The sequence below is a fragment of the Methylobacillus sp. MM3 genome, assembly GCF_001645185.1.
In the GTDB taxonomy this organism is placed as follows: Bacteria; Pseudomonadota; Gammaproteobacteria; order Burkholderiales; family Methylophilaceae; genus MM2.
The window spans coordinates 278,083-289,617 of the sequence record NZ_LXTQ01000030.1; the positions used below are offsets into that span (position 1 = coordinate 278,083).

General features: G+C 59.5%; 10 protein-coding genes and 1 other RNA gene. 4 read left to right on the forward strand and 7 right to left on the reverse strand.

Going from position 1 to position 11,535, the window contains the following annotated elements; genetic code table 11:
- Position 1: 1 nt before the first annotated feature.
- Genes ftsL through mraZ form a run of 3 tightly spaced genes read right to left on the reverse strand, consistent with a single transcriptional unit; the run spans position 2 to position 1,667 of the window.
- On the reverse strand, positions 2 to 262 hold the full coding sequence (gene ftsL, locus A7976_RS10185; protein WP_067111010.1) for a cell division protein FtsL: 261 nt from the start codon (positions 260 to 262) through the stop codon (positions 2 to 4).
- Positions 259 to 1,224 carry a 16S rRNA (cytosine(1402)-N(4))-methyltransferase RsmH gene (gene rsmH / locus A7976_RS10190; protein WP_067111013.1) on the reverse strand — a complete coding sequence of 322 codons (966 nt, stop codon included), beginning with the start codon at positions 1,222 to 1,224 and terminating at the stop codon, positions 259 to 261. Before rsmH ends, ftsL begins: the two co-directional genes overlap by 4 nt.
- Positions 1,221 to 1,667, reverse strand: coding sequence for a division/cell wall cluster transcriptional repressor MraZ (mraZ, locus tag A7976_RS10195; protein ID WP_067111016.1), 447 nt, complete (start codon positions 1,665 to 1,667; stop codon positions 1,221 to 1,223). Before mraZ ends, rsmH begins: the two co-directional genes overlap by 4 nt.
- A gap of 375 nt (positions 1,668 to 2,042) precedes the next feature.
- Between mraZ and A7976_RS10200 the strand changes: the two genes are divergently transcribed.
- A complete protein-coding gene (locus tag A7976_RS10200; RefSeq protein ID WP_067111020.1) occupies positions 2,043 to 3,059 on the forward strand; it encodes a Gfo/Idh/MocA family protein in 1,017 nt (338 codons plus the stop codon).
- A gap of 38 nt (positions 3,060 to 3,097) precedes the next feature.
- Positions 3,098 to 6,037 (forward strand): AsmA family protein, encoded by a 2,940-nt coding sequence (locus A7976_RS10205; protein WP_067111023.1) that lies wholly within the window; start codon positions 3,098 to 3,100, stop codon positions 6,035 to 6,037.
- A gap of 1 nt (position 6,038) precedes the next feature.
- Here the strand turns inward: A7976_RS10205 and rnpB are convergent.
- From rnpB to rsmI, 4 genes are all read right to left on the reverse strand, one after another.
- An RNA gene (gene rnpB, locus A7976_RS10210) (RNase P RNA component class A) lies at positions 6,039 to 6,340 on the reverse strand.
- A gap of 18 nt (positions 6,341 to 6,358) precedes the next feature.
- On the reverse strand, positions 6,359 to 7,558 hold the full coding sequence (locus A7976_RS10215; RefSeq protein WP_067111026.1) for an alanine--glyoxylate aminotransferase family protein: 1,200 nt from the start codon (positions 7,556 to 7,558) through the stop codon (positions 6,359 to 6,361).
- Positions 7,559 to 7,665: 107 nt separating this feature from the next.
- Complete coding sequence (gene pyrC / locus A7976_RS10220) at positions 7,666 to 8,700, reverse strand: dihydroorotase (protein ID WP_067111029.1); 1,035 nt, start codon at positions 8,698 to 8,700, stop codon at positions 7,666 to 7,668.
- The gene (gene rsmI, locus A7976_RS10225; RefSeq protein ID WP_067111031.1) at positions 8,697 to 9,542 is read right to left on the reverse strand and encodes a 16S rRNA (cytidine(1402)-2'-O)-methyltransferase; all 846 of its coding nucleotides are present in this window, start codon (positions 9,540 to 9,542) and stop codon (positions 8,697 to 8,699) included. Before rsmI ends, pyrC begins: the two co-directional genes overlap by 4 nt.
- On the opposite strand from rsmI, the gene A7976_RS10230 reads away from it, so the two are divergent.
- Together A7976_RS10230 and A7976_RS10235 are read left to right on the forward strand one after the other, a co-directional pair.
- Positions 9,534 to 11,180, forward strand: coding sequence for a penicillin-binding protein activator (locus tag A7976_RS10230; RefSeq protein WP_082878083.1), 1,647 nt, complete (start codon positions 9,534 to 9,536; stop codon positions 11,178 to 11,180). The two genes, rsmI and A7976_RS10230, sit on opposite strands and share 9 nt — an antisense overlap.
- 5 nt (positions 11,181 to 11,185) lie before the next feature.
- Complete coding sequence (locus tag A7976_RS10235; RefSeq protein WP_067111034.1) at positions 11,186 to 11,530, forward strand: YraN family protein; 345 nt, start codon at positions 11,186 to 11,188, stop codon at positions 11,528 to 11,530.
- Positions 11,531 to 11,535: the final 5 nt, after the last annotated feature.

Here is an 11,535-nt window from a genome sequence, read left to right on the forward strand (position 1 = left end):
GTTACGGCGCCACGATCTGGATGCGAGTGGGGTCGGGCACCTGCATGCGCAAGTGGTTGACCGCGATCTGCTCGATACGCGAATGCATGGCCCAGGTGCTTTGCTCCAGCTGCAACTGGCCCCATTCGATGTCGTACTGCTTCGCCAGATCCTGTTGCTGCTGCAGCTCGACGTAAAGCTTGCGCGCCTTGTGCTGGGACGTGACCGTACCCAGCGCACTCGCCAGCAACACCGCAAACAGGATCAGATTGAGCTTGGTCATGGCGCAGATGTACGCTCTGCCACGCGCAGCACCGCGCTGCGCGATCTTGGGTTAGCTTTCACTTCCGCTTCAGACGGACGAATCGCCTTGCCGACCGCGACCATGCGCGAAGGCGGCAGCTCGCTGGCACGTACCGGGAAACGGGAAGGAAGATTGTCCCTATCCTGCTGCGCGCGAATGAAGCGCTTGACGATACGGTCTTCCAGCGAATGGAAGGCGATCACCGCCAGGCGTCCGCCCGGGGCGAGCACATCGGCGCATTGCGGAAGCGTCAACGACAACTCCTCAAGCTCCTGATTGACAAAAATCCGTAAAGCTTGAAAGGTGCGCGTCGCCGGATCCTGACCTGGCTCGGTTTTATACACCGCGCCTGCCACGATCTGGGCAAGCTGCCGGGTAGTGGCGATGGCATCCCCCCCAGTGCGTGCCGCAACAATCGCCCTTGCAATCTGTTTAGCAAACCGTTCTTCACCATATTCTTTTATGACCTCCCTGATTTGTTGCTCGGACGCGGTAGCCAGGAACTCCGCCGCGGTCTGCCCTTTACTCTGATCCATGCGCATATCCAGCGGCCCTTCGAAACGGAAACTGAAACCGCGTTCCGCCTCGTCGATCTGCGGCGACGAAATGCCGATATCCAGCAGCACGCCATCCACTTTCGCGATCCCCAAATCCGCCAGCACCTCCTGCATGCGCGAAAACCCGCTATGCACCAGCGTGAACCGCTTGTCATCGACCGCCTTGGCGGCCTCGACCGCCGCGAGATCGCGGTCCAGCGCGATCAGCCGGCCTTGTTCTCCCAGCTTTGCCAGGATGGCGCGGCTATGCCCGCCACGCCCGAAAGTGCCGTCCACGTATATGCCGTCGGGCCGCACATTCAGTGCCTCGACAGCCTCTTGCAGCAGTACGGGGAGATGCTTGAATTCGGCGTTTGCGGGCGCATGGCTGAGGCCATCGCTCACAACGAAAAACCTTCCAGTTCGGACGGTAGCGCCATTTCCTCGTCCGCCATCACCTGCTCCAGTTGCTTGCGCCAGTTTTCCATACTCCACAGCTCGAAATGACTACCCTGCCCGACCAGCATGACCTGCTTTTCCAAAGCTGCGAACTCGCGCAGCACGGAAGACACCAGCATGCGGCCCGCACCGTCGAGCTCCACGTCTTCCGCATAACCCACCAGCAGACGTTGCATCTTGCTGGATTGCGGATCGAAGCTGGATAGCGACATGATCTTGGACTGGATAGGCTCCCATGCGGGCTGGGGATAAAGCAGGAGGCAGCGGTGCGGATGCGCGGTGAGCACCAGGTGCCCGGCGCACTGGGACAAAAGGGCGTCGCGATGCTTGCTTGGCACGCCAAGCCTGCCCTTTGCATCCAGATTCAAAGACGTCGCACCGCGAAACATGAAGTCCTCTTTATAAAAAACAAGGAGGGGGAATTGCCGATCGCCCTTAGTTTCAACCGGCAATCCCCACAAAAACCCACATTCCTCCACTGCCGCCCACTATAGATAAAAAAAATGACCCATGCAAGGCCTTTTTTGTGATTTTTCCTTTTCGCTTCAAAGAGTTACGTCATTTTGATTGAGAAATTTTTATCCTTTAAAACCAATAAGATAGAAAATCATCTGAAAGTAAGTTGTAAGAACTGAAGCGCATCCCATTCAATTAGCACAACCCCATCCAAATGAGCTATTTCCACATTTCAAAATTGCGTCTTGTCACATCGAGACTTCGAGGGTTTAATCGTCACCTTCTGTCGCGCTTCAGGATTTGCAAAAATGACGAACAATTCTCGCCTCCGCTGGGGCATACTCGGCGCCGCCCGGGTCAACGAAAGACTACTTCCCGCCATTGTCGAAGCCAACAATTCCGAGCTCGTCGCCATCGCCAGCCGACGTCCCGGTGCCGCGGCCGAAACGCTGGCGAAATACGCACCGCAACTCACGGGCGTTACCACTCATGAAACTCTGGAAGACTTGCTGACCGATACTCGCGTTGAAGCCGTGTATCTGCCGATGGCAAATAACGAGCACGCCGAATGGGCGCTGCGCGCCATCCGTCACGGCAAGCACGTTCTGATCGAAAAGCCGATGGCACTTACCGTGGCAGACATCGACGCCATCGAGGCCGCCGCCAGAGAGCATGGCGTGATCGCCATGGAAGGCTTCATGTATCGCTTCCATCCGCAACACGCACGCATCCAGGAAATCATCGCCTCCGGCCTGATCGGTGAAGTGCGCACCGTGCACGCCCACTATTCCTTCATGATGCGCCCGGCGCGCATGTACCGCCTGGCACAGGATGTTTCACTGGGCGGCGGCGCGATGTGGGATATCGGCCCTTACGCCATCCACTCGGCCCGGCTCTGGTTCGACACCCCGCCGCGCGCCGTGACCGCCATCGCCAAATATGCCGAAAGCGGCGCGGATATCACCACCAGCGGCATCATCGACTTCGGCGACGGCAAGCATGCCCGCTTCGACGTCAGCTTCGAATGCTCGCGCCAGTCCGAATACACCATCATCGGCACCAAGGGCGGCGTCAAATGTCACGCCGCCTGGCAACTGCCGGGCGATGTGCCTTTTGTTTCGTGGTGGACGGACGATGGCCAGGCCTGCACCGAAAAGCTGCCCGTCGCCAATCACTTCAACCTGGAGATCGAGCACTTCAGCGATTGCGTGCTCAACGGGAAACCGCCGCTATTGACCTTGGCCGACGCACGCGAGAACTGCCGAACCATCAATGCAGCCCTGGAGTCGGCAGCAGCAGGACAAACCGTACTTTTGCGTCAATAATTCTTTGAATTAGCAAATAAGCATAAACTGCCTACGGTATGGACCTGACCTCAAAACTTGATAGCAAAACCGGCAAGGGTACGCGCGCGCTTTCCACCAAGCCCAAGGGATTACCGACCGGGGCGCTGAAAGTGCTTCCGCTGATCGACGACAAAACCACTGCCGCCGCCATTCTTGCAAAGCTGGATAAATTCTCCGAAACGGATTTGCTGCTTATTCTTGCGCGTCTCGAAAGAGACGGATACATCCGCGCAATCCAGGAGGAAAACTGGGATCTGGACGAACAGAACACCGGTTACCAGACGGCGATGGTCGTAGAAGAGGTCAGCGCCGCAGATTTTTTCCAAACAGACGAACAACATATCGCCGACATTGACGCAACAGCAGACCTGGCGCGCGAGGAAGCAGAGCGGAAAGCCCAAGAGGAGGAACAGGCGCACCGCAAGGCCGAAGCCGACAGGACGGCAAGACTCGAAGCCGAAAGAATAACCCGCGATAACGCCGAGCGCGAAGCTCGGGCAAAGGCAGAGGCACATCGCAAAGCGGAAGAATCCGCCAGACTGGAGGCCGAGCGACTGGCTCGTGCAGAGTTGGAACGTCAGGCAGAGGAGGCACGCCGCCGGGCAGAAGCCGAAATGGCTGCCCGCCTGAAAGCGGAGCGCATGGCTCGCGAGGCAGCAGAAAAACAGGCGCGAGAAGCCGAACAAGCCAGGCTCAAGACCGAAGCGGAAGCTCGCGCGCTTGCGGAAAAAACCGCCTTGATGGAAGCGGAACGGCTGATTAGCAAAGCAGCAGAGCGCAAGGCACACGAGGAAGCCGAGGCCCTGCGCAAGGCTGAAGCGGAAAAAACCGCGCGCCTGGAGGCCGAGCGCATCGCCCGCGAGGCCGCCGAACGCGAGGCGCGCGCAGCAGAAGAACTCCGGCTCAAGGCCGAAGCAGAAGCGCGCGCAGCGGCAGAACAAGCGGCCCACCTTGAAGCTGAACGGCAGGCGCGCGAGGAAGCCGAACGGCAGGCGCGGGTCGCGGAACAGGCAAGGCTGAAAGCCGAAGCGGATGCCCGGGCAGAAGCGGAAAAAACCGCACAGCTGGAGGCCGAGCGCATCGCCCGTGAAACTGCCGAGCGCCAGGCACGCGAGGCGGAAGAAGCGCGACATAAAGCCGAAGCGGAGACGCGGGCACTGGCAGAGAAGGCGGCCCGTCTGGAAGCGGAACAACTGGCCCGGGAGAAAGAAGAGGCTCGCCGCGAGGCCGAAGCCGAACGCGCGGCACGCGAAGAAGCCGAACGGCAAGCGCAGGCTGCGGAAGAGGCAAGGCTGAAAGCCGAAGCGGACATCCGGGCCGAAGCGGAAAAAACCGCACAGCTGGAGGCCGAGCGCACTGCCCGGGAAGCGGCCGAACGTCAGGCGCGCGAAGCGGAAGAGGCACGGATCAAAGCCGAGGCTCGCGCCCATGAGGAAAGAGCCGCACGACTCGAAGCGGAACGTATTTCGCGCGAGGCCGCAGAACGCGAAACCAGGGAAGAAAAAGAAGCGAGACGCAAGGCCGAAGTCGAACGCAAGGAGCGAGAGGAAGCAGAGCGTCAGGCGAGAAAGGCAGAAGAAGCTCGTCGCAAGGCCGAGGTTGATGCATTACGCCGCCAGGAAAAGGAGCAGGCACGCGCCCTGTCCGCAGAAAAGGCAAGGCAGAAAACGGAGCGCAAGGCGCAAGAGCTGGCCGATATTCGTGCCCGCAAGCGGGCTGCGGCAATCGCCAAAAAACGCAACGCTCCGGATTCCGGCAAACGGTTCGCAACCGTTGTCAAAACGGTCAGCGTCTACCTGCCACTGGCACTTGTCCTGATTGTAGTCGCCCTGCACTTCGTCAACCTCGCCCCGTTTGGAAGTTCCATCCAGAACATTGCCTCGGAAAGTCTGGGCGAACCCGTCAAATTCAACGATATGCGCGCATCGCTTTTCCCGAAACCGCAGCTGGTTCTATCCGGCGTAACCATTGGGACGGATGCGGAAATGAAAATCGCTTCCGTCCGAGTAGTGCTGGCGCTCGCGACCCTGTTCGACGATCGAAAATCGGTGGATAGCCTGGAAATCGCCGATACCTCACTCGCCATGCCAGAACTCATCCGCGCGCAACAGTGGTTCCGGACTTCCGCACAAACGGACAGATTGCGCATTGCTCGGGTGTCGCTCAAGAATATCGGTTATACGGCCCCGGGACTTGCGCCAGTCTCCTTCGACGGACGTGTCGATCTGTTGCCTACAGGCGAATTCGGTGCTGCCGACCTCACCACCAGCGACCGCAGCCTGACCTTGCAGCTCCAGCCGGAAAATGACGCATGGAAAATCACACTGGACGGTAGCAACTGGCAGCCTCCGCTGCACACCATCCTCAAATTCGACGACGTCCATGCCGAAGGCAGTATTGAAGGAAGCAAGGCGCGCTTCGACACAATCGAAGGTCGAATCTATGGCGGAACGTTCACGGCAAAAGGCATGATCGACTGGGCCGGGCGCCCAACAGCTTCGGGTAGTTTCAAAACGGAAAATATCGGACTGCCGCAGGCGCTGACTGCCGCAGCCAGCGCCGCCAACCTCGAGGGCACACTCGATGCCGCCGCATCGTTCGCGAGCGTTTCGGGCGATCCGGGCAAGCTGGTTGAAGTCGCGGAAATCAGTGCCAGATTTACCGTAAAGGACGGGAAGATCGGAGGAGTGGACCTCACCAGCGCAATGCTGCCCGCCAATCGAGAAAAAAACACCCGCTTCGACACATTAACCGGCAACCTGCAATCGAGCAACGGCAACTACCGCTACCGCAACTTGGTGCTGGAGAGCCAGCAATCGCGCGCGCAGGGCAATCTCGATATCCGGGATGACCAGCGCATTTCCGGCAACGTCAGCGTCCAACTGACCATTCCTTCACGCCGCATGCAGGCCAATATCGGCCTGGGCGGAACAGTCGGGGATGTGAGAATACGCTAAGAAAAGAAGCTGGCCGATAAGCCGGGTTCTGTCGTGGACAGTCATTCCTCTAGGCCTGCGATTGCTCGCAGGCTCAAGCAACCTACCCGGGAACAGCGCGAGCCACGCCATTGTTCCCCTATTTGGTCTTGCTCCGGATGGAGGTTACCGCGTTTCACGTCCACCGCGCCGAAGCGCGGCTTACTCGTCTCTGTGGCCCTATTCCTCGCCTCGCGGCGTACGGCCGTTAGCCGTCATCCTGCTCTGCGGAGCCCGGACTTTCCTCCCCCTGTTTGCACAGGCGGCGACTGTCTGGCCAGCTTCGCCGACTATTCTACCAGCTTAGGCTCCAGCCTCCTCGGCCAATAAGCGTTCGGCGGCTTGCACCGCAGCGCCCGCATCGACTTTCCGGCCTTGCGCCGCCAGCACCGACTCCAACGCCGTCAGGCAAATCTTCACATTCTCTGGCGTGGAGCTATTACCCATCAGGCCGATACGGAAGATCTTGCCGGCAAGATCGCCCAGGCCTGTACCGATTTCAATCCCGTGCAGATTGAGCATGTCCGCACGCACCTGCGGTTCGCTGATGCCTTGCGGCACCACCACGGCATTGAGTTGCGGCAGGCGGGATTTTTCTTCGACCAGCAGTTCCAGGCCCAGTGCTTCCAGACCGGCCAGCAAGGCGAGATGGTTGCGGCGATGGCGCGCCCAGGAGGATTCAAGCCCTTCTTCCGCCAGCATCACCAGCGATTCGTGCAGGCCATAAAGCGCATTGATCGGCGCGGTATGGTGATAGGTACGCTTGGCTTCAGACCAGTAGCCCAGCACCAGATTGAGATCCATGAACCAGCTTTGCACCGGCGTGGCGCGCTGCTTGAGCTTGGCAATCGCACGCTCGCCGAAACTGACCGGCGAAAGACCGGGCGTGCAGGACAAGCCCTTCTGGCTGCCTGAATAGATAGCGTCGATGCCCCATGCGTCTACCATCAGCGGGATACAGCCCAGCGACGTCACGGCGTCGCAAATCACCAATGCACCGTAGCGATGAGCGATTTCGGTCAGCAACTTGGCATCGGACTCGACACCGGTAGAGGTTTCGGCGTGCACGAAGGCGACGATTTTCGTATCGGGATTGGCCTTGAGCGCGTCCTCCAGCTTTTGCGGATCGACGGCCTTGCCCCAGGCGTCTTCGACCAGCACCAGTTCGCCGCGCGTGCGTTTCACGTTTTCAGCCATGCGGCGGCCGAACACGCCATTGGAGCATACGATGACCTTGTCCCCCGGCTCCACCAGATTGACGAAGCAGCTCTCCATGCCCACCGAGCCGGGCGCGGAAACCGGGAAGGTCAGCGCGTTCTCGGTCTGGTACGCGTAGCGCAACAGTGTCTTCATCTCTTCCATCATTTCACCGAAACTCGGGTCGAGGTGCCCGACGGTAGTCCGGGCCATCGCATCGAGCACGCGCTGATGGACATCGGAAGGGCCTGGGCCCAGCAGGATGCGCGTGGGCGGCTGAAAAGACTGGATGCGCGGTGCGCTCATGGAAAAACTCCCTGTAGAAATACGCGAAAGGGAACGATTTTACCGCTTAATTTTGGTGAATCAACTTAAAAATTAAGGAGTTATCCCGCATCGTAAAAACGGGCATTCTAGCCTTGCAGTTTCCAGGCAATAGCCTGACCGGCATGCAACGGCACCAGGACATCCTCGCCGAATGGCAACGACTCCGGCACCGTCCAGCTTTCGCGCACCAGCGTGATGCGATCGGCATTGCGCGGCAAACCATAGAAATCCGCGCCGTTAAAGCTGGCAAAAGCTTCGAGCCTGTCCAGCGCGCCAGCCAGTTCGAAAGCTTCGGCATACAACTCGATAGCTGCATGCGCGGTGTACATACCGGCGCAGCCGCAAGCAGTCTCTTTGGCGGATTTCGCGTGCGGCGCGCTGTCGGTGCCCAGGAAAAATTTAGGGCTACCGGAAATCGCGGCCGCGACCAGCGCCTGGCGGTGCTCTTCGCGTTTCAGGATGGGGAGGCAATAATGATGCGGCCGGATGCCTCCGCTGAACATGGCATTGCGGTTCATCAGCAGATGATGCGCGGTGATGGTCGCGCCCACATTGGCCGGCGCAGTAGCGACGAACTCCGCGGCATCGCGCGTGGTGATGTGCTCGAACACTACTTTCAGACCGGGGAAATCGCGTGTCAGCGGGATCATGTGCCGCTCGATGAAGACCTTTTCACGGTCGAATACATCCACGTCGGCGTCGGTCACCTCCGCATGCACCAGCAGGGGCACACCATGTTTTTCCATCGCGGCCAGCGCCGTACGGCATTTTGCGAGATCGGTCACGCCGGAATCGGAGTTGGTCGTCGCGCCCGCGGGATAGAGTTTGATGCCATGCACGATGCCGCTGGCCTTGGCGGCGGCGACTTCTTCTGCACTGGTATTATCAGTCAGGTACAGCGTCATCAGCGGCTCGAAATGCAGCCCATCCGGCAATGCTGCCAGGATGCGGGCGCGGTAATCCACAGCCATCGCGGTCGTCGTCACTGGAGGACGCAGATTGGGCATCACGATGGCGCGCGCAAACTGGCGCGCGGTATCCGGCAGCACATCGCGCATCGTCGCACCATCGCGTAAATGGAGATGCCAGTCGTCGGGGCGGGTAATGGTCAGGGTATTCATACGGATTTCAATTCCAGGGCCAGTTGGTAAAGCGCGTTCTTTTTTGCGCCGGTGAGGTCAGCCGCCAATTTTACCGCCTGTTTGAGCGGCAATTCATTCAGCAATAATTGCAGCACACGCTGCGCGTCTTCGCTCACTTCGGCTTGCGGAGCATCGGGCGCACCTTCAACCAGCAGCACGAACTCGCCGCGCTGCCGGTTGGGATCGTCCAGCAGCCACGCCGCTGCTTCTCCCAATGGGCAGCGATGCAGGGTTTCAAAGGTTTTGGTCAATTCGCGCGCGATCAGGATTTTCCGCGCTTCGCCAAGAGTCGCGGCCATGTCCGTCACGCTTTCGATCACCCGATGCGGAGCTTCATAGAACACCAAAGCAGCGGGTTGATCGCGCAGCGTTTCCAGTGACTTGCGGCGTTGGGCGCCGGAAGCCGGCAAAAAACCGTAAAAGAGAAAATGCGGCTGCTCAAATCCCGCGGCGGACAACGCAGTGACGGCAGCGCAGGCGCCGGGCAATGGAACCACATTCAACCCGGCTTCGCGTGCCATCCCGACCAGTATGGCGCCGGGGTCGCTGATGCCCGGCGTGCCGGCATCCGACACCAGTGCCACCGATTTTCCGGCACGCAATTCGTCGAGAATTTTTTCGCCGGCACGCCGCTCGTTATGCTCGTGCACCGCTACCAGCCTGGCCTTGATGCCCAGGTGCGTCAGCAGATGCGCGCTATGCCGCGTATCCTCGGCCGCCACGATATCCACCATCTTAAATACCTCGATAGCGCGCAGGGTAATGTCCTGCAAATTCCCAATTGGCGTGGCTACCACATATAATGTGCCGCTATGACTCAACGTTTTATTGCCTTCCTGATCCTTTGTTGCATGCTGGTGCCCGGCGCAAACGCCGCCGACACCGGCCCGGCAACCTCTTCCAAACTCCCGTCGGCCACCAAGGTATTCAAGTCGCCGGAGGAACGCTATATCGCAGGGCTGGAATGCCTGAAAAAAGCCGACACGCCATGCGCGCAAGTCGCGCTTGCCGGCATCAACCCGGCTTCGCCCTACGCCAAGATTCTTGAGGCGCAGATTGCCGCCGGCGGACAGGATTACGACACCGTTCTGCGCCTGCTGATCCCGCTTCAGGCAGAGGAAAACCTGCTGCCTGCGGCGCTTGCGAGTTTACACGCAACCCTGGCCCTAGCCTATGAAAACCAGGGGAATACGCTGCGCGCGGTGGAACAACGCTCGCAAGCCGATGCCTATCTGCAAACGCCCGAAACCCGCGCTGCCAATCAAAAACAACTGATTGATTCCTTGATTGCCCTGCCCAAAAACGCGCTACTGGAGATACGCGGCGAAAGCGCCGATACCGCCGTGCAAGGATGGATAGACTTGGCGCTGGCCATTGCCCACTCCGGACAGCAAAGCACCGCTCTTGCGCAATGGCGGCAAGCCTACCCCGATCATCAGGCCGACGAAGCCGCGCTGGGCGCGCAGTCAGCGCCGGCATCGACGAATGCCCTGGCACAAACGCTCACCGGCAAGGTGGCGCTGCTGCTGCCTATCGGCACCCCCGCCTTTGCGTTTGCCGCCGAAGCTGTGCGCAGCGGCTTCATCGCAGCACAGAAAGCGGCAAACAGCCCGGCGGAAGTCGCCATTTATACGACATACGGCCGCAAGGATGAAATCGCCGCAATTTATCGCCAGGCCGTCGCGGAAGGTGCGCAATATGCCGTTGGCCCATTGACGCGCGGAGAAGTCGCCGGACTGCTGGAGCCGGAACTCATCAGCGTTCCCACCATTGCACTGAATGTGCTCGACGAGCAAAGCGCAACCCCCGCCAAACTGGTTCAATTCGGGCTACCAGTGGAGGAAGAAGCCATGCAGCTGGCGAAAATCGCCCGCGCCCAAGGCATGCAAACAGCCGTGATTGCCGCGGCGAACACCCCGCTCGGCAAGCGCATGGCCCAGGCCTTCGCCTCGGAATGGACGGAGCAAGGCGGCCTGGTCGTGCTGCAAGTCGAATTCAACGAACAATCCAACCTGCTGGGCTTCAAAACCCAGCTCGCAAGCGAACGCGCCGACATGATTTTCCTGGCCGCGAATGCCGAACAGGCGCGCTGGATACGGCCGTACATGAATCAGGCGATTCCCACTTTCGCGCTTTCGCATATCTACGACGGCAATCCTGCAAATCCGGATAACAGCGTTTTGAACGCGATCCACTTCGTCGATATGCCTTGGCTGCTCAATCCTGACGATCCGAGTTATTCCGCTTATCGCGCATCCTCTTCCGAACTGCCGCCAAATGCGCAGCGCTGGTTCGCGGTAGGGGTCGATGCCTGGAACATACTTTCAGCGCTCGCCGTAAAGTCGGCCGAAAAAATGCAGTTGCGCGGACTTACCGGCACGATCATGCTGGACGGCAACCATATCCAGCGCGAATTGCCGCTGGCGCAGTTCCGCGGCGACGGAGTAGCGCTGGAGTAGGCCCCATGAGCACTGCCGGCAATGCCGCCGAGAAGTTAGCCGCCGCCTATCTGCAACAAAAAGGGCTAAAACTGCTCGAATCGAATTACCGCTGCCGCTTCGGTGAAATCGACCTCATCATGCGCGACGGCAAGGAAATCGTTTTTGTCGAAGTCAGGCTCCGCAGCAATGCTTTTTTCGGCGGCGCCGGAGCAAGCATCACTACTGCCAAACAACAAAAACTGACGCGTACGGCGGAGCATTACCTGATGCAGCACGGCGTAACTCCGTGCCGCTTTGATGCGGTTCTGCTGAACTCACTGTCGAATGACAACTTAACCTGGCTTAAAAACGCCTTCGAAGCGATCTGAACATC

Bases quoted from the DNA above. Each gene is read 5' to 3' on its own strand.
- ftsL (WP_067111010.1), bottom strand. From the start codon at position 262: ATGACCAAGCTCAATCTGATCCTGTTTGCGGTGTTGCTGGCGAGTGCG.
- mraZ (WP_067111016.1), bottom strand. From the start codon at position 1,667: ATGTTTCGCGGTGCGACGTCTTTGAATCTGGATGCAAAGGGCAGGCTT.
- A7976_RS10200 (WP_067111020.1), top strand. From the start codon at position 2,043: ATGACGAACAATTCTCGCCTCCGCTGGGGCATACTCGGCGCCGCCCGG.
- A7976_RS10205 (WP_067111023.1), top strand. From the start codon at position 3,098: ATGGACCTGACCTCAAAACTTGATAGCAAAACCGGCAAGGGTACGCGC.
- A7976_RS10215 (WP_067111026.1), bottom strand. From the start codon at position 7,558: ATGAGCGCACCGCGCATCCAGTCTTTTCAGCCGCCCACGCGCATCCTG.
- pyrC (WP_067111029.1), bottom strand. From the start codon at position 8,700: ATGAATACCCTGACCATTACCCGCCCCGACGACTGGCATCTCCATTTA.
- A7976_RS10230 (WP_082878083.1), top strand. From the start codon at position 9,534: ATGACTCAACGTTTTATTGCCTTCCTGATCCTTTGTTGCATGCTGGTG.
- A7976_RS10235 (WP_067111034.1), top strand. From the start codon at position 11,186: ATGAGCACTGCCGGCAATGCCGCCGAGAAGTTAGCCGCCGCCTATCTG.